This is a genomic window from Microcoleus sp. T2B6 (genome assembly GCF_036700475.1).
In the GTDB taxonomy this organism is placed as follows: Bacteria; Cyanobacteriota; Cyanobacteriia; order Cyanobacteriales; family Microcoleaceae; genus Microcoleus.
On sequence record NZ_JAUBOZ010000106.1, the window covers coordinates 1 to 26,947 of the forward strand.

25 protein-coding genes are annotated in these 26,947 nt (G+C 46.4%); 10 read left to right on the forward strand and 15 right to left on the reverse strand.

The window, feature by feature from the left end; genetic code table 11:
- Positions 1-338: 338 nt before the first annotated feature.
- On the forward strand, positions 339-521 hold the full coding sequence (locus tag QUA00_RS30175) for a hypothetical protein (RefSeq protein WP_333412147.1): 183 nt from the start codon (positions 339-341) through the stop codon (positions 519-521).
- A gap of 35 nt (positions 522-556) precedes the next feature.
- Here QUA00_RS30175 and QUA00_RS30180 read toward each other — a convergent pair whose 3' ends face one another.
- Positions 557-2,494 carry a serine/threonine-protein kinase gene (locus QUA00_RS30180; protein ID WP_333412148.1) on the reverse strand — a complete coding sequence of 646 codons (1,938 nt, stop codon included), beginning with the start codon at positions 2,492-2,494 and terminating at the stop codon, positions 557-559.
- Between the two features lie 502 nt (positions 2,495-2,996).
- Here QUA00_RS30180 and QUA00_RS30185 point away from each other — a divergent pair.
- Complete coding sequence (locus QUA00_RS30185) at positions 2,997-3,479, forward strand: 2Fe-2S iron-sulfur cluster-binding protein (RefSeq protein WP_333057691.1); 483 nt, start codon at positions 2,997-2,999, stop codon at positions 3,477-3,479.
- A 38-nt stretch (positions 3,480-3,517) separates the two neighbouring features.
- Positions 3,518-3,988 carry a phycobilisome protein gene (locus tag QUA00_RS30190; protein ID WP_333412149.1) on the forward strand — a complete coding sequence of 157 codons (471 nt, stop codon included), beginning with the start codon at positions 3,518-3,520 and terminating at the stop codon, positions 3,986-3,988.
- A gap of 17 nt (positions 3,989-4,005) precedes the next feature.
- On the opposite strand, the gene QUA00_RS30195 is transcribed toward QUA00_RS30190, so the two are convergent.
- The 5 genes from QUA00_RS30195 to QUA00_RS30215 all read right to left on the reverse strand — a co-directional run bounded on the left by QUA00_RS30195 (position 4,006) and on the right by QUA00_RS30215 (position 7,827).
- A complete protein-coding gene (locus QUA00_RS30195; RefSeq protein ID WP_333412150.1) occupies positions 4,006-5,172 on the reverse strand; it encodes a pentapeptide repeat-containing protein in 1,167 nt (388 codons plus the stop codon).
- A gap of 242 nt (positions 5,173-5,414) precedes the next feature.
- Positions 5,415-6,077 (reverse strand): V4R domain-containing protein, encoded by a 663-nt coding sequence (locus QUA00_RS30200; RefSeq protein WP_333146241.1) that lies wholly within the window; start codon positions 6,075-6,077, stop codon positions 5,415-5,417.
- Between the two features lie 50 nt (positions 6,078-6,127).
- A complete protein-coding gene (locus QUA00_RS30205) occupies positions 6,128-6,595 on the reverse strand; it encodes a phycobilisome protein (RefSeq protein WP_333146239.1) in 468 nt (155 codons plus the stop codon).
- A 170-nt stretch (positions 6,596-6,765) separates the two neighbouring features.
- Positions 6,766-7,032, reverse strand: coding sequence for a hypothetical protein (locus QUA00_RS30210; protein WP_333042386.1), 267 nt, complete (start codon positions 7,030-7,032; stop codon positions 6,766-6,768).
- Positions 7,033-7,125: 93 nt separating this feature from the next.
- A complete protein-coding gene (locus tag QUA00_RS30215) occupies positions 7,126-7,827 on the reverse strand; it encodes a V4R domain-containing protein (RefSeq protein ID WP_333128737.1) in 702 nt (233 codons plus the stop codon).
- A 282-nt stretch (positions 7,828-8,109) separates the two neighbouring features.
- On the opposite strand from QUA00_RS30215, the gene QUA00_RS30220 reads away from it, so the two are divergent.
- The gene (locus QUA00_RS30220) at positions 8,110-9,945 is read left to right on the forward strand and encodes a caspase family protein (RefSeq protein ID WP_333412151.1); all 1,836 of its coding nucleotides are present in this window, start codon (positions 8,110-8,112) and stop codon (positions 9,943-9,945) included.
- Positions 9,946-11,441: 1,496 nt separating this feature from the next.
- The gene (locus QUA00_RS30225) at positions 11,442-11,666 is read left to right on the forward strand and encodes a hypothetical protein (protein WP_333042394.1); all 225 of its coding nucleotides are present in this window, start codon (positions 11,442-11,444) and stop codon (positions 11,664-11,666) included.
- Positions 11,667-12,127: 461 nt separating this feature from the next.
- On the opposite strand, the gene QUA00_RS30230 is transcribed toward QUA00_RS30225, so the two are convergent.
- A complete protein-coding gene (locus QUA00_RS30230) occupies positions 12,128-12,286 on the reverse strand; it encodes a hypothetical protein (RefSeq protein WP_333412152.1) in 159 nt (52 codons plus the stop codon).
- A 311-nt stretch (positions 12,287-12,597) separates the two neighbouring features.
- Here QUA00_RS30230 and QUA00_RS30235 point away from each other — a divergent pair, with 311 nt between their 5' ends.
- Positions 12,598-12,849, forward strand: a complete 252-nt coding sequence (locus QUA00_RS30235) for a TIGR02450 family Trp-rich protein (RefSeq protein ID WP_242725377.1) — start codon at positions 12,598-12,600, stop codon at positions 12,847-12,849.
- Between the two features lie 344 nt (positions 12,850-13,193).
- Here the strand turns inward: QUA00_RS30235 and QUA00_RS30240 are convergent, their stop codons facing one another.
- Together QUA00_RS30240 and QUA00_RS30245 are read right to left on the reverse strand one after the other, a co-directional pair.
- Positions 13,194-13,370 carry a hypothetical protein gene (locus QUA00_RS30240; protein WP_333146251.1) on the reverse strand — a complete coding sequence of 59 codons (177 nt, stop codon included), beginning with the start codon at positions 13,368-13,370 and terminating at the stop codon, positions 13,194-13,196.
- Positions 13,352-14,302 (reverse strand): M24 family metallopeptidase, encoded by a 951-nt coding sequence (locus QUA00_RS30245; protein WP_333412153.1) that lies wholly within the window; start codon positions 14,300-14,302, stop codon positions 13,352-13,354. Before QUA00_RS30245 ends, QUA00_RS30240 begins: the two co-directional genes overlap by 19 nt.
- On the opposite strand from QUA00_RS30245, the gene QUA00_RS30250 reads away from it, so the two are divergent.
- A complete protein-coding gene (locus tag QUA00_RS30250; protein ID WP_333412154.1) occupies positions 14,283-14,696 on the forward strand; it encodes a hypothetical protein in 414 nt (137 codons plus the stop codon). The two genes, QUA00_RS30245 and QUA00_RS30250, sit on opposite strands and share 20 nt — an antisense overlap.
- Before the next feature lie 39 nt (positions 14,697-14,735).
- Here QUA00_RS30250 and galT read toward each other — a convergent pair whose 3' ends face one another.
- The 4 genes from galT to QUA00_RS30270 form a co-directional block, all read right to left on the reverse strand.
- Positions 14,736-15,824, reverse strand: coding sequence for a galactose-1-phosphate uridylyltransferase (gene galT, locus QUA00_RS30255; RefSeq protein ID WP_333412155.1), 1,089 nt, complete (start codon positions 15,822-15,824; stop codon positions 14,736-14,738).
- A gap of 488 nt (positions 15,825-16,312) precedes the next feature.
- Entirely contained in the window at positions 16,313-17,992 is a 1,680-nt protein-coding gene (locus QUA00_RS30260) for an AarF/ABC1/UbiB kinase family protein (protein WP_333146228.1), read from the reverse strand.
- 442 nt (positions 17,993-18,434) lie between these two features.
- Entirely contained in the window at positions 18,435-20,660 is a 2,226-nt protein-coding gene (locus QUA00_RS30265; protein WP_333412156.1) for an ATP-binding protein, read from the reverse strand.
- A gap of 658 nt (positions 20,661-21,318) precedes the next feature.
- On the reverse strand, positions 21,319-22,197 hold the full coding sequence (locus tag QUA00_RS30270; RefSeq protein ID WP_333146222.1) for a hypothetical protein: 879 nt from the start codon (positions 22,195-22,197) through the stop codon (positions 21,319-21,321).
- Between the two features lie 548 nt (positions 22,198-22,745).
- On the opposite strand from QUA00_RS30270, the gene QUA00_RS30275 reads away from it, so the two are divergent.
- Positions 22,746-23,294, forward strand: coding sequence for a LeuD/DmdB family oxidoreductase small subunit (locus tag QUA00_RS30275; RefSeq protein WP_333146220.1), 549 nt, complete (start codon positions 22,746-22,748; stop codon positions 23,292-23,294).
- 714 nt (positions 23,295-24,008) lie between these two features.
- On the opposite strand, the gene QUA00_RS30280 is transcribed toward QUA00_RS30275, so the two are convergent.
- Positions 24,009-24,431, reverse strand: coding sequence for an NUDIX hydrolase (locus tag QUA00_RS30280; RefSeq protein ID WP_333146218.1), 423 nt, complete (start codon positions 24,429-24,431; stop codon positions 24,009-24,011).
- A 150-nt stretch (positions 24,432-24,581) separates the two neighbouring features.
- Positions 24,582-25,013, reverse strand: a complete 432-nt coding sequence (locus tag QUA00_RS30285) for a DNA-binding protein (protein WP_333146216.1) — start codon at positions 25,011-25,013, stop codon at positions 24,582-24,584.
- A 144-nt stretch (positions 25,014-25,157) separates the two neighbouring features.
- Here QUA00_RS30285 and folD point away from each other — a divergent pair, with 144 nt between their 5' ends.
- Together folD and QUA00_RS30295 are read left to right on the forward strand one after the other, a co-directional pair.
- Positions 25,158-26,027: a bifunctional methylenetetrahydrofolate dehydrogenase/methenyltetrahydrofolate cyclohydrolase FolD gene (folD, locus tag QUA00_RS30290; protein ID WP_333146214.1), complete on the forward strand. Its 870-nt coding sequence runs from the start codon at positions 25,158-25,160 to the stop codon at positions 26,025-26,027.
- A gap of 191 nt (positions 26,028-26,218) precedes the next feature.
- On the forward strand, positions 26,219-26,779 hold the full coding sequence (locus tag QUA00_RS30295; protein WP_333146212.1) for an REP-associated tyrosine transposase: 561 nt from the start codon (positions 26,219-26,221) through the stop codon (positions 26,777-26,779).
- Positions 26,780-26,947: the final 168 nt, after the last annotated feature.

The following is a 26,947-nucleotide window of genomic DNA, read 5'->3' on the forward strand; positions in this document are numbered from 1 at the left end:
ACCGCTTCCCTTCTGGCGCTTTATTAATGTATCAACTCTCCCCAGAGTTGTCAAGCGTTTTGTGAAAATATTTTTGATTTTTTTTTGAACCTATACACACCAAGGGTTTCGGCATTTATGACCTGCTCCGGTATCCCCTGGCTGACTCCTCTTTTAACTATGGGGTCTTTTTTTGGGGCAAGATTGGACTTTGGGGCAGACTATTTCCCGCGCATGGGTAGAAGGACTCAGTGGTTCAACATGATGATGGGGCTTACTTGGAGTATAGGTAAGGCAAAGTTAGAGTGTAAGGTGTGAGCCTGCATCATGGGGTGAGGATGACGGAAGCAGGCTGGTGCATGAGTCTATATATTAAGTGGTGTCTGCATTTCTTGGACTTTACTGATGGACGTTTGGGTCTCAGAGTGAGCCGATCGCCCTTAACAATTCCTCTGATTCAAAATCCAGAAGCTGACACGACACGGTACTCTAACCCCGATCGAACTCCCAGGAATCGATCGCCCGCAAATACACTCTCCTGAATTACACCCCCAAACTCCTTCAGTTACGCCAGTTATCAGCCCTTGATGAGCGAGCGCGAGTTGGTCTCCTCAACATCTACATCTAAAAAGTGCAAGTGACTCTCTTCCTCAGTATTGACAGCAATCACCAAACCTCTATTCCCCCAAGGAGCGATCGCCCGGGGTGAGGCGGGGCTGCTAAAATTCCCTACTTGAATCCCTTGACTGTTTAACACTTCTATCTGCCCCTCAACATCTGCCAACACCCATCCCCAATTAGCCACACAAGCAGACACGGGCAAACTTTCAAGGGGAATTCGCGCTACCTTGAGCGGCCACAATTTCATCAACAGCACCGCCGCTTTACCACCTTGGGGAATTCCCAGCAAAGTATAAGGCTCAGGTGTCAACAGCATCTGTCCCACACTGGCAGACAACCGCACAGAACCCACCGGCGTGCCGCGGCGAGTGTAAACTCTAAAAATAGTTTGAGGATTTTTTGGTTCGTTGTCAGGCCAAACTGCTAAGACGTGTCGCCGATCCAAAAACATTAATTCTGGTAAATAGTGTTCTGGTAACGGCACAGTAGCGATCGGCTTCAGCGCTTTTTTCCTATCGCCCGCCGTGCTGTTTCCCGCTAAAGAATAAAAACGCAGTTCGCCGGGAACCGCTACTGTCAACCAGTTGCCGTGAGAGTCAATAGCAGCTTTTAAAGCATCTGGGCCTTGCCTCAAACCCATATCCAGCAAACACTGAGGCTCCCAAGAGTGTTCATTGAGCCAGTAAAGTTTTTGCGGAGTGAGAACGCAGCAGCCGTGGGAACTCGGTAAAATGCCACGCACAATTTCCGCCATGAATGAAATAGAAGTAGACATTTCCCCTGTAACTAGCTGTTTTTCCGGCTGAGACCAAACCTTCACCTCTGTACCTACAGCAGCATAGAGATACGTTTCAGTGGCAATTAAAGCGGTCAACGGTGCAGGAAGTATCAGTGGCTTTGGTTGCGACAGCGAATAGCGCACAGTCCGAAGTAAATTAATAGCCGACTGTGATGCTTTTTCCTCTTCAACTTCTAGCAAAGAGTCAGTTTCCGACTTCAGACTTTTATCACCACTGGTTGTGGGGCTTTCCCAGGGAATAATGCAGTCGCCCAATTGTCTGACAGCGGGGTCGTACATGATCAGCCGCAGAGCTTGAGCCATTTGGGAAGCACTGGCAAAACGGCGGGCTGGCAGCTTTTCTAAAGATTTTTTGACTATTGCTTGCAAAGGTTCGGGGATGGCGTCGGGAAATTGCAAGCGTTGATTCAGGTGCGCCCACCTCAAGTCTCCGGGGGTTCCCCCGAAAGGGCGGTAGCCCATTAGCAATTCAAACAGCAGAATTCCTACTGCATATATATCTGACATCGGGGAAAAAAGACCGTAAAACCGCTCAGGGGCCATGTAAGCGGGGGAACCTACGGTAGCGTCGGGAGAAATTTCTTGGTGGAGGCGAGTGGTACCTATTTCTGGCAGCCGACGCGCGATGCCAAAGTCAGACAGCCGGGGCGACCAACCTTTTGCTCCTAAAGTTAGGAGGATATTTTCGGGTTTGATGTCGCAGTGAACTACGCCTCGGCGGTGGGCGTAGTCTAAGCCGGCTAAAACTTCCATGACGAGCTGCAAACCTTCGAGCAGACGCAAGGGGCGCTCTTGTTTGAGCAGGTTGCGGAGGGTTCCTCCCTCGCAGTAGTCCATAACCAAGTACCGGCCTGTAGCTGTGTGTTCTAGAGCTCGGCAGGTAACAATGTTCGGGTGCTGCAAGGTGATCAGAAACCACAGTTCTCGCAAGAATTCGCTAGTTGGGGCTTTTTGATGACTAAGTTCTTTGAGAGCAACCAGTTGGCTGGTGAGGCGGTAGTCCTGGGCGGGAGCTTCTCGAACGCTGGCACAAAAGACTCGACCAAATTGTCCTTGTCCGACTAGCCCTAAAATGCGGTACTTAGAATGTTGCATCGGTCTAATTATAGAAAAAGCTTGAGCTAGTATTAAAATATGTAAATAATTCTGACAAAAATTCAAATTTTTGAATCGCTCGCCAGGTACAGCCTATGTTATCTCAGGTTCATTCTCAGCCTCCTTGAGAGCGATCGCACAGTCGCACCTACTAAAATCCTTGAGCTTCGGAATCAGTATCAATCTTGCCGGATGCCGCTACCCGATCGGGAACTACCTGTGGCTGCTATTTTAGTCGATCGCGACTATTACAGTTTTTTCAATGCCATGCAGAAAGTCTCTAAGGTTTTAGCTTTTCAAGGCTAATCTGGGGAATCGGGGCGAGGAAACAGCGATATGACCAAAACAGAAGTGCGGTTATGCCATAGGGGTTAGAGATCCAGAAGCCGATGCTGTCGTCAAGGCATCTTAACCTTTTTGAGCGTTAGCCAACTTTATTTGCGCTTTGAATAAGTTGATCGTAACTTGCTAAATACTGAACTTGACAGGAGCAAACATCAATATGGTTAAAATTATTAAACTAGATCCAATTGCGGAGGAAATAGCAGTCGAAACCCGATCGAATATCCTATCTGCCTTACTTTCCAAAGACTTAGATGTTCTCAAGGAATGCGGGGGGCGGGGAATGTGCGCTACCTGCCATGTTTACATTAAAGAAGGCATGGAAGGCTTGTCGGACATGAACCGCCGCGAGAAAAGGACGTTGGAAGTCATTACTACGGCTAAAGCCAATTCGCGACTTGCTTGTCAGGCTCAAATTATGGGCGAGGGTGTGGTTGTAGAGTTGCCTGCGGGGATGTACATTAATGCTATTGAAAATGTCGAAGCTCTGATCGGCCGCCGCGCCCAGCAAGATTTATTACACCCAATTACGGGTCAAGTAGTTGTAGAATCAGGAAAGTTAATTACTCGTTCTATCGTTACACAGCTTAATGAAACCCGCTTTCAAGTAGGACAGTATTTAGTTCGGACTAAAGAAGCTTAAAACTGATATGTTTGTATTTTAGTAGTAGAGAAAAATCTATGTTGAGCCAACTTGCGCGTTTGAGCATGGAAGCAGACGGACGCTACGCCAGTGCAGAAGAACTCCAATTTTTGAAAGACTACTTTCAGTCTTTGAATCACCGGATGAGTGCTTATAAAAAAATTCAAGCCTCTGAAACAGAAATTATGCGGCAAGTGGAAGCACAAATGCTGTCTCTAGACCCTAGTTTATTTCGGCGGGGGGGTAACGATGTCACTGAAAAGTGCCGTGGAGATATTGTGCGGGTGTTGAGGCATTCGGCGGCCGCACTGTTGATTAATGATACGGAACGATTGCGCGATCGGCTACTACTTTGGTTGCAAACTATTTTAGGCGCTGTTCAAGTTAGAAATAGTGCGACCGTGACTTACGATGTGATGAAAAAGGTTCTCAAACAATATCTCACAGTGGAAGAAAGGAACCTATTTTTTCCAATTCTGGACATCAACCGCACTTTACTAGGCAAATAATCAAGGGGGTTGACAAGTTAACGCCGATAAACTGTGCCGTTAGGAAGAGTGGCTCCAATCAACTTCGCTCCCGTCAAATCCGCCTCAGTGAGAATGGCTCCCCGGAGGTTGGCTCCTGTCAAGTCAGCTTTCTGCAAGTTGGCTTTACTCAGGTTAGCTTTGGTCAAGTTAATTTCATGCAGGCAAGAATTAGAAAGGTCGGCATTGATCAGGTAGGCTAGACTCAAGTTGGCTTTGCTGAGGTTTGCTCCGCTCAAGTTAGCTTCCATCAGATAAGCACCGCTCAAGTTAGCTTCGTTCAACAATGCTTCTGCCATATTAATTCCAGTTAAAAGTTTGCGGATCAAGTCTACACCGCCCAGATCTGCCCCGCTGAGGTTAATACCGCTTAAGTGGCTGCCATTCAAAGTAATGTTTCTCAGGTAGGTTTTGCTGAGGTCTGCTTTGCACAAATTGGCTCTATCTAAGCAAGCTTCGCTAAGGTCTGATCCGCTCAAGCACGCGCCGTTTAAATAGGCTTGAGTGAGGTTAGCTCGCCTGAGATTAGCTTTCAACAGGTTGGCTTTGCTGAGGTTAGCACGGGTTAAGTTGGCTCCGGCTAGGTTGGCTTTGGATAATTCGGCTCCGGTGAGCTGTGCTTCGGTCAAGTCTGCCTCTTTGAGACTCGCTAGACTTAAGTAAGCATCTTTGAAGTTTGCTCCGTTGAGATTGGCTTTAATCAGATAGGCTTTACTGAGATTTGCCTCAGTGAGAATGGCTTTGGTGAGGTTAGCGGCGCTCATATCTGCACCTATGAGATTAGCATTGGGAAGAATTGCTCCGGTCAGGTTTGCCCAATTCAGATGAGATCCGGCTAGGTTGGCGCCGGTGAGATTGGCATCGCTCAGATTGGCTCCACTCAGACTGGCTGCCATGAGGTTGGCGCCGGTGAGATTGGCTCCACTGAGGTCAGCTTTGCTGAGATTGGCTCGGCTCAGATGGGCTTTGGTGAGGTCGGCCCCGCTGAGGTTAGCACCGATTAAGTAGGGTCGTTGCTGGTGTTGGTTGAGGTTTGCCAAAATTAGAGTTGGGGCATCGCTGGAACGGTATAAATCGATCGGACTCAACACAATGCCGCGCAGATTGGCCAGTCTAAAATCTCTTTCGCCGGCTGCATATCGAGTTAGAAGTTCATTGGCGTCCATTAAGTTCTAGCAAAATGTTTGAGGTTTTGATGGCTTTTAAATTTTATGAGTTTCTAGAGTAAGTTATGAAGTTTCTAGCTGCTAGTTCTCATCAGGTTTTATTTGAATTGCTAAAACCTTATTTTTTAACTCACGAGCTTTTTTATAATTTAACTCACAGTTTTGATGATACGGTCGATAATATGGCTGCCCAAAAATCGATTTGACAGCTATTAGCAACAAACTAATAGCTGTCAAATAAGTCAGTTTTTTTGAAAAAGTTGAGTGAGAATAGCTTCATGGTCTTTTCCTTCTTCGACCATAGACTCGCCCGGTTGGAGGCGCTCGCGCAGCCCTAAAATAAAGCGGTTGCAGTCCGATCCCAATGATTCGCAGGATGTTTGCAGACAGTGAAGTTCTCGACCCGTAAGCTGACTAAAGAACGCACTTAAAATACCTGCTTCTAAAAAACAGGCCGGTCGCTTAGACTTGGGAGCTGTTTTAGCAAAAAGAGAGTTAGCAATTTTTACTATTAAAAATCCCTGTTCGGAATAGCTGGGGTCAAATTCAAATGTTCCCCATCCATGAGTTTTCCAACACTGCTGTAAGGACTGAAGAAATTCTACCATTTCCATTTCAGAAACTGGCTGACCGTAGTATTCGCTAACTTCTTCGCAAAAACGCACGTAGAAGTTTTTACCCCACCAGCGACCGCAGTTGAAAAGCACGAGGCGGGAGGCTTGACCTGTTTCTTGTTCTAAGCCGATATAAATGGCTTGAATCAGTGTTTCTGGGAGTGCTAAAAGCCGATCGCCCCGGCGGTTTTCGAGGAGGCCGAGTTCGAGGTCGCCTCGGACGTAGGCATCGCTGGCAAAGTAGTTTCCAGGGAGTCGGGGCTGTTTGAGTAAGTCGGCAATATTAATCATCGGAAATTAGGAATTGGGAATCGGGAATTGGAAATTGGGAAGAAAGCTGATTATTTATTACCTTGGTCAATAATTGACTGCGCTTGGTCGAAAAATGGTTGCAATATAGCCCGGGCTTGCTCGGAAAGCAATTCTTTTAAGCGAGTTTGCAGCAGATTGCAAACAGTTGCTTCGATCTTTTGAGTTTGGTGGGCTTCGACTATGCCGGAAAGCCAGTCTACAAGGCGCTGTTCGAGAAAATTTTGATCGTTTAGCAGCATAGCCATAGCGCAGTACCGCAAGACTAACACCCAATGTTTGAGCGATCTTTCTAAGGTTTCTTGTTTTTCGTCGGGGAATGTTTCTTGTAGTTTGTTGGCTACTGGTTGGAAGATGCTTGCTTCCTTCTCTCGCAAAAATTCGTAAATTTTTAAGCGCTGGACAAGGGTTACAGCTTGACGCTTAAAAGCCATGAGTTCTTCGCCTTTTAAAAAGCGGTTTTCTGCCTGATCCAGCAGCGCCTCAATCTCAGGGTGCATGATTTTAATTAAGTGGTAATCGGTAATTGATAAAAGGAAGGAAGTTCGGCAACGAGCTATGTACGGGATTTAACGGGTTTAACTAATGGATTTTGAGGGAGGAGGAAAGATGGGTGAGGGAAGATGGATGAGGGATTGCCCTATTTTTTATTTTCCATTTGGAACACAGATTAAAACAGGTCAAATAGGTCATCAATGGTGACTTCTGCTTGTTCAGAAATAGAAATTACTGGCAAGGGTGGCGGTAGGGGTAGGGCACCTACTTCCGGAATTCCTTCCCAAGAAATAGCTTGAAAAAAGTCTGCTACGGGCTGGGTTAAACTCAGAAGTTGACCGGGGGTCGAGCCATTTGGGGTTTCTAAAGATTTTCCCAGCCAATTATAGTGACCAAAGAATTCTTGGACAGATTGGTCCAACCATGAAGTTTGACTTTTCATCTTTCTTCCTGCCTGGAGAAATCCACCATCGCACTTTCATGGCGAAATTGGTGGGAGGAAAGGCAGGGCAGGGGATGTGCCTTTCCAGGTTGTTTACCGCAATATTTCACCGTGTTGCAATCGATTTTGAATATCGCGGGCGTTGGCACCTTCGTTGAGCCAGAATGCTGCTGCATCAATTTTATCTGGGTTGCCAAGCAGGAACTTGCAATAGGTTTCTCCCATTGAGTAACATTGGAGTTCTATGCAGCTCAGAGGCTTTTTGACTAAAGAGCCGAAGAAACCGGCGAACAAACCGGCGTATAGGTGGCAAACCGGTTTGCCTACGTCTCCCAATGTGCGAGCAACTGCTGAGTCAAAGAGGTTGATGAAGATGCAGCCGTGTTTGCGATCGCTCATGTCTACTTCCCAGCGACCCCAACCTTGAGCCGTGAAAGGCCACCACCAAGTTTCTAGCAGAAACATGAGATTTGACTGGCGAATGTTCTGGCTGTATTCGGCACTAAACCATTTTTGAAAAAATTCGGAATCTTGGAGTCCCCACTGGCAACCAATAGTATACATGATGACAGAGGACGCGGGGCCGACTTCTTCTTCGAGCCCCTCCACCAAACCGATAATGAAGTCTTCGCTGGTAAAAATGTTGCGTGACTCATTCCAGTCGTCAATTGTACCCATCTGGCGATCGAAGGCAAAAAAATCCTGAAACCTATAGTGGCTATGAGTTTTAGGATGCTTTTGCTTCAGTAACGATTCGCTGTGAGGGGAGATTTCTTTTTTGGCGGTAGAGACCATTGGCGGGTTATTCCTTTTTGGTGTAGTTTGGTGAAAATTAGAGTCAAATAGACTGGGCTGTGTATCCAATTTAACTTTATTTTTCTCAAGGCAGGCACCGGGTATAATTTTTTACTGCAATATAAAAATTAAAAATTCTAGGATGCTAAATTTGGGGGCTTGTTGGGAGTTCTGCCTTCGGACAACTGCTCTCTGAGTGCTGGCGAAAGTGGGTATAACCTTAAACGAGTATGTGTTATCGTTTTGTGCAAGCTGTCCACTATATATATAGGGCATATGGGGATGAAAAATCACGCTTGTATTGCAATAGGCATCAATCAATATCAGTTACTCCAGCCTTTGAGTTATGCCCAAGAGGATGCAGAGGCGCTGTACGGTTTTTTGACTGAGGAGGCGGGTTTTGCGCCGGATGGATGTCTACTGATGACCGATAGCTCGCCGTCGCTGTGGGGTCAATCTACATATCCAAATCGGGAAAATATTCTGAGATTGACCCAAAGCCTCTGCGCGCAACATGTGCAACAAGGAGATTTACTCTGGTGTTTTTTTAGCGGCTACGGTGTCAGCTATGAAGGTAAGGATTATTTGATGCCGATTGACGGCAATCCGGCTGACATTCAGGGTACGGGGATTCCGGTAGAGTTGCTGTTGAATACTCTGAAAAACGCTCCTACGGAAACGGTATTGGTGCTGGTTGATATGAACCGCAGCCAGATTGTGAAAGCGGGGGAAAAGATCGGCTCTCAAACGGTTGAGCTGGCGCGGGAACGGGAAATCCCGACGGTGCTTTCTTGCCGCCCGAATCAAGTTTCGCGGGAAACTTCGGCTTTGCGTCAGGGGTTTTTTACGACGGCGCTTTTGGAGGGGCTACGATCGGGACAGTGCATGACCATTAAGGGTTTAGACCGTTTTTTGAGCGATCGAGTGCCGGAGCTGTGTGACCACCATTTGCGTCCGAAACAAGAACCTTTGATGGTGGTGCATCCTCCGGGAAAGGCTAATTTGGTGATTTTGCCGGATGCTTCAGGGGTACCAACTGCTGCGTTGGCCGGACGCAACGGCAATATGACGGTTGGTACGGCTGATGGGTTCGATCACCCGCAAATGGCTACGGCTACGGCTCGAATGGATTTGCCTCCGGCAGTTCGCAATGCTGAGGATTCGCCGGTTGAGATGCCGCCTGTGTCGCAGCCGAATGCTGTGGCCCCTGCCGATCGGGGGGGCGATCGACCGAACTTGCAAAAGCCGCAGGATGAGCATAACGGGGGGTCGGATAAGTCATTTTTGCAGCAGCTAGTGTTGTGGAGTTCAGCTACGGCTTTGGTACTGCTGTTGGGTGTTTTTGTGACGAACAAATCAATTTTTATTGGTCAGCAGGAAGGAGATCCTCGATCGCCTGGTGGAAATGCCCAAAACCCTGGCTCTCAAAAATTTACTGGTACTGGGGGGTCGCAGAACCAACCGCGGGCGGTGCAAGCAGGGACTGGAACCAAGCAGCCACCATCCGGCCAGCAGGTGTGGGCTGAGGCGAAAACTTTCCTCAAGGATGGTTCGGCTTCTAGTTTTAATAAAGCAGTGGTTAAGGCTCGAACGATTCCGCCTAGCGATCCGCTCTTCCCGCAGGCTCAGCAGGATATTGAGCGCTGGAGTTTGACAATTTTGGATATAGCTAACGGGCGGGCTGCTCGGGGCGATTTCCAGGGGGCGATCGGGGCGGCTAAATTGATGCCTGATGTCAATCAGCCTGTTTACAATCAGTCGAAACAGGCGATCGCTCAGTGGGAGGAGCTATCCAAAGACCAGGATGTAAATGCTGCTTTGCTATCGGCTGCTAAGGGTCAAATTAAGCGGGGGGTTGCCTCTTCTTACAGTAAAGGCATCCAGCAAGCTAATAAAATTGAACCCGGTCAGCCGAAGTATGAAGAAGCTCAACAGTTAATTGGAGAGTGGAGCGAAAGTATTCTCAAAATTGCTAAGTTGCGCGGCTCTCAAGGAAAGCTGAAAGAGGCAGTTGAAGCTGCTTCGCTGGTGCCGTCGGGTACTAAGAGTTATCAGCCGGCTCAGAAGGATATCGCCAATTGGAAAACGAAGCTCCAACGCCAGCAGAAAAAAGGTTGATTTAGTTGATAATTTCTCGGTTTGCCACCGGGAAATTATCTTAGCGACTGACCGAAGTAGGTCGTTCGCTCGCTCGATACCTCTTGATAGTGCAAAAAAGAGACCGACATATCGATAATTTAAAACCAATAATTTTCTGCACCATTTCCCCTCCCCAGCTTCGGCGGGAGGGGATTTTCTATGCCCCCTGGCAGGTTCGTTTTTGTAGAGTGAAAGATATCGTATGGGCTGGTTAATTGGGGTTGCATAATACTGGGATGATTTTGATGTTTTTTGTGGATGGGCCCATGAGCCTGAAGGCGTGTATTTTCACAGCAGGCGGGACGCCTAACCCTACTCCCCACAATAATCCTCAAATTGTGCAACGCGGGTTAATTAATATCTTTAATTCACATCCAGAGTTCTCTAACTCGGCGCTTTCACCGTCAAAAACGAGGTGTTTTAACAATAAAACTGGCGGTATATATATGTTTAAATGCTGAAGAACTGTGCAATTATTTAATTTTAATAGTCAAGAAAAAGTTAATTTTTGTAGTTTATTGGGTAATAATACTATGCGCTTAATTTATAGTTAATTTTAACTTTATTGGTCAGCAAATTGGGCTATATCGAATTGCTATCTAAGGGAAATGGCTAAGGCAAAATCGCCTTAAAAGATCGGGTATGCAGAGTTAATTTTTTTTATCGCTCTTTGTGGGCTATTAGGAGCGATCGACGGATGGAACACTGTTTAAACTTGTGCTGTTTTTAAATTATTAGCAGTGACCGATCTGTTATGAATTATACAAAATGAGCCGTTACTGGCAATTCTCGCCGACGAGCGATCGCCCTCAATGAATTCAGGAAACAGATTCACCGCCACACAGCACAAAATATCTGGATTCGCAAGCTGCGAGTCTTCGTTGGCCCGGAGCTCACAACGCTGCCTTAATTAACACAAATAAGGGCTTTGCAAGAAAATCCCAAAAATATTTCCTTGAGAAACAAGAATAAAAACTTGCTCGCTTATTGTAGCCCCGGTAACAACACGTATGCCTAAAGTTATAGTCCACAGCCAAGTCTACAGGACGAGCTAAATCAATAGGGTGATGTGGCAGTGTCCGGGTGTTAAGAGGGGCGATCGAAGAGGAATGTTCCCGGAGCGATCGCTTCCCAATCGGGGGGTGTAAAACCTAGGAAGGCAAGGAGTTGGAGACAATGCTGAACTTTTTGAGTTCAGGAAAGTAGCGTTAGCACTAAACTCTGCCGTATGGTGGAAATCGAGCCAACTTTGTAACAGTTCTTAACTATAAAGAATTCTGCCAAAACTGCTAGCATAGTGACACTTTTGCTAGCAAAAACAGATAAAGTAAATAAAGTTGGCTAGCTCTAGACGCCCCGATCCCCAGGATGGGGATGTTGAATCAATTTGATTCATACCAAGTGGTTTTAGAGTTACAATCGGAAGCAAAGCATCGCTATTTAACTGAGTTCTTTACTTACTTTTACTTTCAGCTATGAACGTGGATTTTATCAAAGCCCAAGTCAGGTTGCTACAGGGTGCAAGTTCATCGGAGCGAGAAACCCTTATGAAAAACATCGGCGTCTGTGCTGGCGTGATCCGACCCGGAGAGTACGTGACTCCGCAACGGAAGCACGCTATCACTCTGTGGCTGCAAACAAATGCGGTTCGCCTCCGGCTTCCCCAACTTCCTCTGGACTTATCCGGCCAAAAGCCTTAACAGGGAAGTAATCAAGAGGTAGCGACAGAATCAAAGAAATTAGTCAATCTTACCTAAAAGTTCGTTTTTATTGAGCTGTACAGGATCAATGAAACACGATTAAGATTGAAAAAATGTTTGTAGGGAAAGTTGGGCTCGAAAACACGCCTGTGGACAAGAAGCGGCCGACCGCCTTGGTTGAAGCAGGAAGTGAACGTCAAACCTGCTCTAAAAGTAGATTTGAGTAAGTTTCACAGAAGGGATTATTCTGCACAACTATAACCTGGGTTATTTGCTTTTAGATTTGAGATTCACGATTTAGCTGGTATTGGATAAATAGGCTATTTGTGGATCGCCTGAAAAATTATCCTATTCAATAGGTATAACTAATTACAGGGGCAGTCATTGAACTGCCCTTACTTTTGAACCCCGATCCGAAACTGCTGCAAGTTACAATGAACGCATCTACTTGCAGATAGAGTTTAGGTGAAGGGGAGCATCTCATATTTGTAAAAATACTTCTTCTGGCTCCTTCCTTCTTCTGGCTCCTTCCTTCTTCCTCTTTCCTTCTTCATCTTTCCTTCTGCCTCCTGCCTTCTGCCTCCTGCCTCAAAACTCCTATTTCTAGCGGAGGGCTGCAAAGGTGAGATGCTCCCAGGTGAAGTCTCATGTAAGCTGCTGCGGCTCTATATTATCTGGTATGTTCTAGAGAAGGGGAGAGGGGGAGAGGATTTGACGAGCTTTAATAGGGAATTAATATCATCAAACAGAACGAGTTATAGCAATCTTTGCAGGAGTCGTACAAAGATGTAGGGATAGTGCCTTTCTTTGCCTACCCCGACCTCATGGGGGCAACCACAGGGGGTTTGCCCCTACAAGAATTACACAAAGGATTTAGCATGGCTATATTACAATTCACTTGCTTTCTAATATATTTTTCCACAAAAATACTGTGAGCAAAAAACAAAAATTTCCTTATTTAGTTGGTTCCCGATGGACTTCACACCAAAAAACTTGGGGGTGGCGACACTTTCAAGTCGTCAACCGAAAAAACGAAGGTAAATGGGTATTTGCAGAAATGGTGGCGGCTTGCGATCCAAATGTCCGTTTTTGGCTGAACGCCGCACAGCTCAAAGACCGATCGCTCTGGCAAGCTGGATGGCAGTCTACGCAAGAATTAGAGGAATTAGAAACAGCAGACTAAAAGACAGGGCTGTGGGGTAGAGTGAGCGGAACTTCCGTCGCCTGCTGCTATCGTTGCGATCCAAACCAATACGGAGTGATATCAATTCCGGTTGCACTCATACATGATTGTTGACTGTTGACTGTTGAAGGAGGGGTGGAAAAACTCAATGGTTGAGTATTAACTGTTAACTCGATTTTATTATTTTGATGCAACCGGAAGCGATATGAGACTTTTTCGGTGTTGAAAAATCTTTTACATAACTACAAGTTCTGGAAACCCTTATGTAGCAGCGTTTTTGCTTAAGTAAGTCGGTGGGAAAAATCATCCGTATGTAACAAAACATTAAGTACGGCGATCCGAACTCAATTTAATGCATTTTGTAGGGTAGTGTCCTTTTTTTCCTCTGAGGCGTGTCCTAAATTAACCCAAATGACAGAAGCTGCTAGATAAATTGCACCTAAAAAGTTTGCAGCGCGTTTGTCGTAGCGGGTTGCGATCGCTCGGTAGTGCTTGAGATTGACTAAGGTCGATCGTTCCATATTTCCAGCGGCACAGGGCGCAACCTTCCCGCTACTTCAACACTCGGCCAATTCGGATCAAAAGTCAAATTTTCCAACGTTCCATCGCTGTGAATTAAAAACGTATCCTCAATTTTTGCTCCCGACAAACTAGGATTCCAAGCCACAGCCATATTTTCTGCCAAAATATCTGAAGTAGCCGGATTCGCCACAATTTCCCGCGCCAAATATCCCGTAGTTCCGCCTTGATGGTGTTCCGCAATTGCTTGAGGATATCCGTGCTCTTCGTAAGTAGTTTTAAGCGTATCATAAACCGCATTCAGCGTTACTCCCGGTCGGCAAAAATTTAGCGCCGCTGCTTCAATTTCTCTGACTTTTCGGTGCAACTCTGAATGCTTTTCCCCAAGAAAATCGAAACAGACAAATCTAGTTAAATTTGCATACAAACCCCATCCCCTCGCGCAAAATACTAACATTGCTTGTCGTCCAATTTGTTCGGCGGTTGCTGTGGCGTGGCGGTACAGCGGCAAACGCCTTTCTCCAGCAACTAAGGTAAGTGCTGGATGCAAACCTCTCGCCCACAAAGCCTCTGCACCGGCTCCGGCTAGCTGATATTCTGTCCATGTGGGTTTGGCGGCGGAAAGTACCTCTGTCATCGCTTCGCTGGCTAAACGCCCGACTCGCCGATATCGCTCTAATTCGCTTGACATCATTGTCTGTTTGCGGGATTGTAAAGATGCGATTATTGGCCTTTCTTGGGAAGTTGGCCGATCGCTCATGACGTTACCGCCACCAGTAATTTTTTTGACGAAAGCTTCGCGCTGTGCAACATCAGCCCAAGGATAGATGTGCATTTGAAAGTTGGTTGGCAATTCTTCATCTTGCAAGCGTTGAGCTTCGATTTCATCGGTGAGAACCCAAGCGTTTTCGGCGGTGATTAAAAGTTCTGCCACTCCGGTTTCTGCGGTTAGCAATACTGTATGGGAACCGCCGGCTGTGGCCCATGCAAACCAGTCAGTGCCTCGCAAGCGAAGGGCGATGGCTTTTGTTTCGGTTAAGGCTTTGCGGATGAATTCAAGTTTGCTTTCAACTTCTGGGTTTAATGAGTTTATCATATATGAAATAAGGAAGAAGGAAGAACGAAGAAGGAAGAACGAAGAAGGAAGAACGAAGAACGAAGAAGGAAGAACGAAGAACGAAGAAGGAAGAACGAAGAACGAAGAAGGAAGAACGAAGAACGAAGAAGGAAGCACGAAGAAGGAAGAAGTCAACTCCCCGCTCCCCCAGAAGGGGGGAAGGAAGAAGGAAGAAGGAAGAAAATCACTGATTTTAGTTAACATTGGCTAAATCTAAAATCTACAATCTCTAAAATCTAAAATCTAAAATCTAAAATCCAAAATCGATAGATACTGCTTGCAATTCTTTAGCTTTTTCTTCGGGTAAAGCGTCGTTGGCAAACATTCCGGCGGCGAGTTCGGTTCCTGCTAGGTATTTTAATCGCTCGCTCGATCGATAGGGCGGATAAAATTGGGCGTGCAAATGCGCTTCTGGATGGGGTTTCCCGTCTGTGGGCCCTTGAAACCAAGCCATCAAATAAGGGAACGGGCGATGCCACAAACCGTCGTATTTGAGGGTGACTGTTTTTAAGGCCTTAGCGAGTGATTGGCGCTGTTTTTCCGTCAAATCGACAAATGTAGCAGCGGGGGCGATCGGGGCTATCCACACTTCGTAAGGGTAGCGGGCACAAGCGGGGACAAAGGCGATCGCCTCGGAGTCTAAATAAATAATTCGCTGGTTGTCGGAAATCTCTTTTTGAATCAAATCTTGCAGCAAACCGCTACCGTTTTTTTGATAGTAAACCGATTGACATTCTAACATCCGTGCCGGCACCGGTGGCACGAACGGATAAGCGTAAATTTGACCGTGGGGATGGTGCAAAGTTACTCCGACTTCGACGCCGCGATTTTCAAAGGGCAAGACGTATTGAATTTCGGAATTGCGGCCAATAACTGAAGTGCGATCGGCCCATACTTCTAACAATAATTCCAAGTGAGATAACTCCAAAGAAGCCAAGGAAGCCTGCGGATCTTGAGTAAAAACTACGACTTCGCAAATGCCTTTAGCTGGCAAAGTTTCGACAATATTTGCAGGTGCGTTTTTTGCTTGCAAAGTCATCGAGGGAAAGCGGTTGTCAAACACGGCTACATCGTAATCTCCCGGCGGCAATTCTGTCGGAAACTTAGCGTTAATTGTAGCAGCCAGCGGGTTGTATTCCGGCGGCGGCATGAAAGTTCTCCCCTGACGGTGGCTGGCGTATGCTACCCATTCCCCCCGCAAAGGATGCCAGCGAAAGTGCGGGTTTGCCTCTACGGGTTCATTGCTGGGACTTACGGCCGCGATACCTTCTGGGATTGGGTAGCGACTGTACAGTGTGAGTGGGCGGCCGTCTGGTTTTAGCAATGTTTGGGCGTACATTTTTTGTAGGGGCGGGCGATCGCGTTTAATATATGTTAGGAGTATAACTTCGTGCTTTGAGCATCCGCCCCTACCTAAAGTCGCAAATTATTTTAACAAGTTTAGTTTGCAGTACCAACGTCAGCCGATCGTCCGCAAGTCCGCCAGGGGTTGAAACCCACGGGGTTTTTAGCTAAGGTGCTCGCTATGAGGACTAATGAGTTCTTGATTCGTATCTAAGAGGACTTTAGCTTTGACAGGACTTACGCAGGCCCCCTATATATAGGGTGCAAAATAAGGGATCTCCTTTTTCTCTCATCAAGAGTGAGCCTCACGAGATTAAAAACTTGATGGCTCAAAAAATCACCAATTCTCCTGTTTAACAAGATATAGCAGTAGGAAAGGATACTCGTCAGACTAACTATTGCAGGAGAGATGAGTCAGCATTAGTTTTTTTAATGAGGGCTAAAGTCCTGACTACGATCGCAATTCCCAATTACCCACTATATTTATCGATCGACCATTCGATCGAGCTTTTCCTTAACCAACAAATCTAACAACGATCGCAACAGAAACAAGCCACCGAATCCCGAAACCGCAAAAGCTGCGATCGCCCCCGTTTGATATCCGCCCACTAGCAGCACTGCACCCGACAAAAACACAAAACCAGTCAAACAAGCGAAAATTAGAGTTTTCAGGGCTAAATTAATGCGTTTCAAGGCTCTTTCGCTCTCTAGATTTCGCACTCTAATTTGCAGTTCGCCCTCTTCAATTCGCTGCTCCAAACGCTTGAGAAAAACTTGCGATTTACTCGGCTGCCGTAACTTATATGTAATAAAACTTCGCGCTTGCCTTGCCAATTCTCCGATCGCATTTCCCCGCCCCTTGCTCACCGCAATACTCTTGACAAAAGGCTGAGCGGATGCTATGAAATTGTACTCAGGGTCGAGAGTTCTAGCAATGCCGTCGAGAGTCGTTACCGACTTGACAATAAACATCATTTCTGCAGGCAAGCGAAACGGTTGCTGCTCGAACATGATGTAAAGTTCGTTCTTAATTTCATTAAAAGCTTGAAAGTCGATCGGCTTATCAATAAACTTATCCAACAGAAAAGCAATCAGCCTGCGTACCGGCATCATATCCGGCATCCGCTCAACTAAGCCGATCGTAATTAAAGTATTGAGTACCTCGTCAGTATCCTTTCTCATCACAGCAAAAAAAGTCTTGACCATTTGGTCTTTAGCCAGAGACTTCACCTCAGCCATCATCCCAAAATCGTAAAAAATTAAGCTACCATCTTCTGTCACCGCCAAATTTCCCGGATGCGGGTCAGCTTGAAAAAAACCGTCAATTAACAACTGTTTCAAATAACAGCAAATTCCGAGTTGATTGAGTTTCACAATATCGACTCCAATCGCCTCTAAACTAATGCGGTCGTCTACTTTAATACCGGGTGCGTATTCTAGAGTTAGCACTTTTTTAGTAGTGTATTGCCAGTAGACTTTCGGGACAATAATCTGAGGATATTCTCGAAAATTATGGCTAAAGCGATCGGAATTTTTACCTTCTTGCAGGTAGTCAATTTCTTGATATAAAATCTTAAAAAACTCGTGATAAATAGATTCCAGGTCATACTTGCGCGTCCCAGGCAAATAGCGATCGCAAAAACGCATCACTTGGCGCACCGCCTTCACATCCAAATCAAATAAACTTTCCAAACCCGGACGCTGCACCTTTACAATCACATCTTCCCCGGTGTGCAGCCTTGCTTTGTGCACCTGTCCCAGACTCGCAGCCGCCAGAGGCGACGGGTCAAAATCGCGGTACAAAGCATAAATATCCTTGCCTAACTCTGATTCTACAAGAGCGATCGCCTCTTCGGAACTAAACTGAGGAACCCGATCTTGCAACTGTTCGAGTTCCTTCACATACTCAAGCGGCAGCAAATCCGCCCGAGTCGAGAGAGACTGCCCGATTTTAATAAAAGTCGGGCCTAAATTCAGCAAAGTATTGACCAACCAATGAGCGCGAATTCTCCTAGTTTGAGGCGAATTATTTTGCAGCAGTGCGTCCCACCACAAAAAAAACATAAACTTTCCCGCCGCTGCAAAAATGTCTATTTGCCGTGCCAGTGGCGAATATTTAGAACGTTGCCAACGCAGGGTTTTAGGTGCAGCTTTTGTGAGCATAATATTGGCGATCGAATTCCATGCACCGTGACAATTTTTAGGGGACAATCCAGGACGCAGAAACCGGCTTGTACGAAAAGACGGGTTGCAGGCCTTTGAAACAGTTAAAAAACTCAGTTTCTTTGGTCTATACTGCCTAATATCATCTCCGGCTATACAATTATAATTAAGTTCCTAGTAAGTAATGCAAGTCCTGATTAATTCATAAATAGAGGACTGTCGCACTCACTAAAAACACGCGCTAATTACGGGCTAATAAGCAGACATAATATAAGTCATCGGGAAAATCAGCAATCGAGAACCGGCAATTTAGACGGCGACCAGAGAAACAATTCAAAACAGAGCACTTGGTAGCGTTTACGACATTTCCAAATCTCCCTCTTCGGGCAAGTCTTCTAGTTTCGCCTGTTCGCTGCCAATTCCCAGCAACTTCTCAACCGAACTATTCTTCTACATTACAGAGTTCCGCTGCAAATTGCGGCAGAGTCAGAGTAAAAGATGTGCGCCACAAATTGTCAGCTTCTGAACTTTCGGCCGGACAGCTAGACACATCAATAGTACCATTCAAGTGCTGCACTAAACACTTTACCAGAGCTAGACCCAAACCCGTACCGGCGATAGCTTGGTCAGTAATGCCAGTGCCACGGCGGAACTTGTCAAAGATGTGGGGCAAATCAGCCGCAGAAATGCCGCGCCCGAAATTAGAAATGCTCAGGACAATATAGCCGGCTGCCTCAGACGCCTCCAAAACTACCGCCGTTCCAGAAGCAGAGTATTTTCCAGCATTCGTCAGTAGTTCCAGTAGTACCCGATTGAGAATGTCCGGGTCAGTTTCCCAGCAAGGGGTCAACTTGGGCAAATCCACCTTAAGAGTCAATTGCTTATCCGCCCACTGTTTTTCAAAATCCCTAACTAAATCTTGAAATAAACGGTTGAGATCGATTTTGATTAGAGAAATCGGGAATTGCTGAGGCTCAAACTGCTTGAGGGCCAGCAAATCGTTAACCAGAGCAGTTTCCTTAGAACACTGCTGTTCTAGAATGTCGAGATACTTAGTTCGATTCGCTGACGGCTGTTCAGCTTGTTTGAGCATCAGAATCGCCAGCTTCATGATTGTTAAAGGGGTACGCAACTCGTGACTCAGAGTGCTGAGAAACTCGTCTTTAATCAGCTTCAATTTCCGCATTTGCTCTAGCTGATTGGCAGATTGTTCGTACAGCTTCCCCTGCACGTCGAGGCTTTGCTGCAACTGAGCGGTTCTGTCGAAGACTACGCTTTGCAATTCCTTAAGCCTTTGAGTTTGGATAATCATCTTGCTCACTTGAGCGCTGACTGATTCGAGAACTTCTAATTCTTCCGGGTTCCAAGTGCGCGGCTCGGAGTGCTGCAAAACTAAGAAACCTAAAACTGTTTCCTGGCAGCTACCGCCCGTGAGGGGAACCAGCAGCAAGCCGCGAATGCCTTGGAGTTTCAAAATTTCTGTGGCTGCCTCTTGTTCTTTGCCGATTAATTCGCCTGCGTCAGCGAGGGCTAGGGGTTTGGGTGCGCTGTGGAATGCTTGGTGGCACAAATTAGATTCTGACAGCCAAAAAGCGGGAGAGTTATTGGGTTTTGAGTTGGGGATTTGGGATTGGGAATTAGCAGTTTTATCCTTGTTTTTTGTTTTGGGTGTTGAGCTTTTTTTTCCGATCGCGCTTTGTGATATTGCCTGTTTGTTTGGCTCTTTTTTTACAACATATTCGCCAACTAATTCGACTTTCGCTTTGGGAGTTTGATTGGGGGAGCAAGTTGTAAATAGAGGATCTGTATATTTCAATAGGAGGATTTGACCTCTATCTACTTCCAGGGTATCGACGGTATTTTCAATAACTTGCTGCAATATTCGATCGACTTCTGAATTGGTGTCGATCGATGCAGCAACTGACCTGAGTAGATTTTTGTATTTAGCTTGTCGCTGTAACTGTTCGTTTAAGCTGGCAATTTCTTGAGTTTTTTGAAGGTGAGAAATCGCGCTGCCGATCGCGTCTGATGCTGCTTCAAGGCGCTGCAGATCGGCTACCGACCACTCGTGAGGTTGCGACTTACCAACAATCATCATGCCATTTACAGCCCCTCCAAATCGCGCAGGCCCTGCCAAAATTGCCCGAAAAGGCAGCGGAGTCACAGGGGAATTGGGCGATGAAGTTGGCGGAATATCAAGATAGTCGGATATCGCCACTATCTCGCCGTCTGCTAGGACGTTTGCCCAAGCGGGGTGTTCGAGTGATATGCTAGGCGGTTTTAATCTTGTGGTTTGGGGGTGTTCCGGTGTTTCCGTGGAATCCGCAACACCAGCCACATAGGGAAAATCGCTGCTATTTTGCCAGTAAGCATTCGGATTTACTACTTTCTGGCCAACCACAGCAGTAACCACACAGAAATCTGCCCCCCATGCAACCCCCAAAGTATTGGCTATTTGCAGCAGCAGGAGTTCTCGATCGAAGCTGGTGGCGAGAAGTTGGCAAATTTGTCGCCCGATAAGGGCAGGATCGACCTGGAACTGCATAAGACGATCCAGAAATTTTTGGACTGATACTGGTTCTTGGATTTGCGGTAAATGCAAAGTGCAAGACTCTGACGGCGATCTGTCGATCGAAGTAAAGTCTTGATTTCCCTGGCGATCGATCATGGCAACCAAGCCTTTATTCTAAGATGTTTGAGCCGGCTCCCGCTGCCAATCTAGAACCTCTCCATAACTGTCGGCTTGACGGTTATGAGGCTGCTTTCTGTGTTTGTGCAGCCGATCGGCGGGTCACTAGATATGTGAAAATATACCCAGAGCTGACTGAGTTCTATTTTCCTGTTTTCTACCCTTCGATCTGTACGGGATGAACTTTACCATCCTTTACCGGATGATTATCAATCCCATTCCCGCTAATTTTGACCCCCTCGCATCTAGGATACAAGCCCCTGGATTCATCCGTCCAAAAATAAAAAACCTGTATCCGATGAAACTTGCCGAACGTATTTATCCGTGGGGTCGCCTCTAAAATCTAAAATCTAAAATCTAAAATCGATTGACGGTTATTAGTAGTATGAAGTTTTTCTAGAGACCGCTTAGTGACACCCATCTCCTCACCCTGTGATGTTTCCTATTTAAGTTTGTGATCTTAACAAATTTTTATTTTGATACAAATCGGCCGATCGAGTAATGCCGATCGCAAAAATTCAAAATCCCCAAATTATGACTCATAACGCCGGCTGAGAGTTTCCGAGTTTTTACTCAACAACTCATTTTTCACAACACCTAGAGCAGCGCGGCGAACTCTCTTGTTAAATTTATCTGCTTACTTATTTTGTGCTTCCTGTTGGGCTTTATCGCTATTTTGGCGGTAAAGTGCTGTCCGGTTCTGAGCCGTTGTGTAGCGGGGATGCTTGGAAGGCACTGCGGCCATCAAATCGGAAGCTTGCTGCCACTTAGCAGCTACGACTAACCAATCCTGGCGAGATTGAGCGGTTTTGCCCTCGGTGGCTGCTTGTTCGGCTACTCGCACTGCTTGGGCAAAAGAGTCAACAGCAGAATTAACAGTCTCCTTAGAAATTTTCAAAGCAGGTTTTGCCTCCGAGGGAGGGGCACTGGCAACTGCTTGGGTGCTGGCTTGGGTGCTGTTTGGCACTTGGGAATTAAGTCCTTTGTAGATGGCGGCCGCTGCTGCAAGCAACAGCACGGTCAAGCTGATGCCGCCGACGATACCGCGCTGAAATTGTCGCGGTTGCTGCATCGATCGAGGTATAGCCATTCTCGGCAAAGCCCGCTTGCCTGCCACAGCTTGGCGTTCGTGATGGTTGCTCAGAGCTAAACGCTTGAACAAATTCGGCTTTCGGAGTTTAATTTCTTGAGACCACAACAGTTGATTTTCGGGATCGCGGCTAATTTCTTCTAGCCACAGCAGTTGGTGTTCTCGGACAAGCCGGCTGTTGATGTTGACTCGGCGAATATTGTGGGGCGAAATGCGTTCCAAAATTTCTCGGACTCGATCGACCAAACTAGACTCTTCGAGCAGTTGGGGCGTTGCAGCTTCGCACAGCAGTTGCAGCACCCCGTCGGCAAACACGGCCCTGGCCCTGACCCCTACCTGTGCCAGTTCGTCATTAAGGATTTGAATAATCGATGCAACCGAGCCCTCGCGAGCTTGTCGAGCAATGTCATCTATTGGATTTGCCATAAAACTATCTTGACGCTTAGCAATCTGTTAATTGTTAACCCAAAGTCTCGGATCTAATTTTTACTCATCAGAAAATTGGGTAGAAACCTCGTCCTTTTAGGACGGCTTTATCTTACAATATAATTGGTCAACGACCCACCCGAGACGATGGATCAAACAGCCTATACGAGCGAAGTTCAGCCCGAGGTGCTGGCGGCGAAGCAAAATCGGTAGACCGGGATGCATAGGATAGGGCAATGGTAAACATCCCTAGAATCAAAAACGAAGAAGAATTCCGTTTGGTATTCGACACGTAAAAACCGCTTTCTCTTGCGGGGTTAGTCTGTGGAGCGAACATAAGACCAAATCTCTTTTAGGGTGGAGGCAGTTGCGAAGAAGCAGAAATTCAAATCGTGAGGTTTGGGAATCCCCGTCCGCGACGGTCGGGGTGGATGTCAAACAGGTTATCACTGACACTGCCAGGTTAAAATGAACAGATGCAAATCTTGCATACCGATCCACTTAAAATTATCACCACAGCATCGAACGAGGCTAACAGGAAATAAACTATGGGTAAAGTAATTAGCGGTCAAATTTTTGTTGTAGACGACAACATCGATACAGATCAAATTATCCCGGCAGAATACCTGACCCTGGTTCCCTCGAAGCCGGACGAGTACGAGAAACTAGGCAGTTACGCTATGATTGGGTTGCCCGATCGCTACGGTAAGTTTATCGAATCCGGTGAACAGAAAACCCGGTATCCGATTATCATAGCGGGCGAAAATTTTGGCTGCGGTTCTTCGCGGGAGCACGCTCCGATCGCTCTGGGGGCTGCAGGCGTCACAGCAGTGGTGGCTTTGTCTTACGCGCGCATTTTCTTTCGCAATTGCTCGGCTACTGGCGAATTGTACCCGATGGAATCAGTTGAGCGGCTCTGCGACTTGTTTGTAACGGGCCAAGAAGTGACGATCGACTTTACAGCAGAGGTAATTGTCAACCACACTCTCGATCGAACTTTCTCGCTCAAGCCGTTAGGAGAAGTAGGGCCAGTGATTGATGCCGGAGGGTTGTTTGACTACGCGCGCCAAACGGGAATGATTGCGGCTCGCTCTTAACTTTTAAAACCCCTGCAATGTCAGGGCTGTTTCGGGACAACCACGGGGAGTAGGGGTCGGATTGCCCCTACGGAAAACGATGATTTTGTAGGGGTAGTGCTACCCCTACTCCCCGTGCCTACCCTCCCCATCCACGATTTGCTCGTGTTTCAGAGATTGGGGCAGCCACGGGGGGCTGCCCCTACAAGAGAATGAAACAGCTCTGCCTGCAATGTAGGGTGCACCACCGATCGCACCTTACGAGTATCTGATACTTTTAATCCCGACAATCTCCCACAACCTGAGAGAATCCGAATATAGCACACTCATCAGACAGGTCCCAGAGCATGGTGGTATCCCACAAAGCTTTAAGGAAAATCCCTAAAGCGCTACTCAAACTTGGTGTTTTCTAACCACAGTTGGGGCCTTGAAAAATTTTAGAGCCACCTAACTTTTATGGCTCTCACCGTATTTTGCACAAATTTTGCACAAATTTTGGAGGTGTATTCTTCACTGGTTTTGACCAACCTCGAACCGCAAGGATTACAGAGATGCTCTCAAGCGAAAGCTTGAGAGAAGTGAGAGAAAGTCGAAGTCATCATTACTGATGGTTTTATGCAGGCTACTTCAGTCTACACCAATTGTCATGAGTATTACCTACAAGTCTAGGAAAATATCATCCTAGCAATTGCTCCCTGCTCAAACCCATGCAATGTAGGGTGCGTGCCAATTTTCTCAAATCGAGTCAATAAAATTCAATAAAATACGCTGGTGAGCAATCCCAAAAGGTCGCACATCTCCTGACTGCTCAGAAAAGCATTTTCCCGCCCGAATCTGCTCCGGTGTCAACAACTTCATATCCCAACCCTCAAGCAAAACTAAATCCTTGACATCCGCACTAAGTTGTGAATGAAAAACGTGGCGAACCACATCTTGTTCGACATCGCAACAGAAAAAAGAAACACTTGCAGGAGCATAGCCAATTTCCTCTGATAATTCCCGCAATACAGCCACTTGGGCAGTTTCTCCCGGTTCCAAGTGTCCGCCAAACAAAGCCCAATGTCCGGGATACCTGATATGAGGAATATCGTCTCGCAACTGACAGAGAAACTTGCCGTCTTGGTATAAAATCGCGATCGCAACGTGAATTTTAGTCATTAGTCATTACTCATTAGTCAGTAGTTATTAGTCATTAGTTATTTAACAGGAATACACGGATTAATTATCGAGTATTCCTCAGATATTAAATAAATTAGGAAGAGGGAACCAAGAGCAATTATCAAATAACAAATAACAAATAACCCATGCCTATTTCCCCTTGTCTGAACTGGGAGTCCGCTTTAATTGTTCCATTTCCTCAACATAAACTTCACCTAAATCCTTTCCGGCCAATTCCTTCAGAGTAATACTCTTGTAGCGGACTTCTCCCTTCAGCAACACTTCATCGCCAAGCTGGGGCAACTCTTGCTTGGTTAAAATCCACATACTGCCAGTACCATCGTCAAGTTGATAAGCCGCATTCCCTACAAACGGAGCGCGATTTTCTACCTTTCCCCGGAGATAAACTTCAGCATCCACTTGCCGCTTTTGTTGAACGTCGCCAATGCTAGCAACATTAAAACCAAGATTGAGTTGAGACATGGGTAAATTGCCGCAACTGAAGAAACCGCTGGCGAGGATTAGCGACAAAGTGCTGGTACAGAATCTTTGAACCCAAACTTGCTTATTTGCAGTAGTCATTGGTCAACTGATTTGAGATTTGAGATACGACTTACTTTAACAGAATCCCCAGAATCGATCGCAAGTAAGAAATTTCTCTAGTGGAGTCCTTGACGGGGATTAAGCTAAAATCTAAAATCGTCAGCCCCTAACCCAGAGTCTACAATGGATGCCAAAACTGCTCAAATACTAGATGGCAAAGCTTTAGCGACAAAGATTCAAAGCGAGCTGAGCGATCGAGTCCGCGCCCTACAACCCCAAAAGGGGCGTCCTCCCGGACTTGCGGTGCTGATGGTAGGGGACAACCCAGCTAGCGCAGCCTATGTTCGCAATAAAGAGCGAGCCTGCGCTAAAGTTGGCATAGCTTCCTTCGGCCAGCATTACCCCGCAAACGCTACTCAAGCCGAACTAGAACTTGCAATTCGTGCACTCAACGAGGACGATCGAGTAGACGGCATTTTAGTTCAATTACCGCTACCAGAACACTTAGATGCAATTTCGCTGCTGTACCAAATTGCTCCCGATAAAGATGCTGACGGACTTCACCCTGTAAATTTAGGCCGTCTCGTGCGCGGGGAAGAAGGTTTGCGGAGTTGTACTCCCGCCGGAGTGATGCGGTTATTGCAGGAATACCAGATTGATTTAAAAGGAAAAAATGCCGTTGTTTTGGGCAGAAGTATTTTGGTAGGTAAACCAATGGCACTGATGCTGTTAGAAGCCGACTGCACTGTTACTGTAGCTCATTCGCGATCGCAAAACCTAGAATCGATTACCAATCAAGCCGATATTTTAATAGCCGCAGTCGGCCGCACAGAAATGATTACAGCTAATATGGTCAAACCCGGATCAGTAGTAATTGATGTCGGTATTAACCGCGTCGTCAATCCAGACGGTACGAGTCGTTTGGTCGGAGATGTGGACTTTGATGCTGTTAAAAAAGTAGCCGAATTTATCACGCCGGTGCCGGGAGGAATCGGGCCGATGACTGTTGCTATGCTTTTGGAAAATACCGTTTCGAGTTACAGCATCAAGTAGAAGTAGGGTGCGTCGCTGTGAGATTGTATATCGTAGTTGAATATTGTCGATGGCGACGCACCTTACTCCACTGTAGGGTGCGTCGCTGTGAGATTGTATATCGTAGTTGAATATTGTCGATGGCGACGCACCTTGCTCCACTCTATGTCAATGATAAAATGACACTATGGTAATGCACCCTACTAACGATTATGTCAAATTATCGTAGAGCATTTGTACCGGGAGGTACTTACTTTTTCGTTTTAAATACATACAAAAGGATTCCTTGGCTGTCCAGCGATATTGGTCGCGCAGGGCTACGAAAATCTATAATGAGAGTCCAAAAACTCTATCCTTTTACCATTGATGCGATCGTGCTTTTGCCGGATCACCTTCACATGATTCTTACTTTGCCGGATGGCGACAGCAAGTACCCAATTCGTTTGGGGTTAATTAAAGATTTTGTAACCCGATATTACGGGCATAAATTGGGAATAGAAGCAGAAATTAGTCAGTCTCGTAAAAAACGCAAGGAAAGTAACCTTTGGCAGCGTCGATATTGGGAACACGTCATTCGCGATGAAAATGATTACGCTCACCATTGCGATTACATTCATTATAATCCAGTTAAACATAATTTGTGTCGGTCTCCGAAGGATTGGGAATTTTCTAGTTTTCATCGATTTGTTGCTCAGGGGATTTATCCTGAAGATTGGGGCGCGAATGAAGTACCGTTGATTCCTGAAGATATTGGCGGAGAATTATATTTGTAGGGTGTCACGAAGTATGGTGCGTCGCTATGAGATTTTATATCGTATTTGAAGATTGGCGATCGCGACGCACCCTACAGTTTGACAGAAACCGGAAGTATGGTGCGTCGCTATGAGATTTTATATCGTATTTGAAGATTGGCGATCGCGACGCACCCTACAGTTTGACAG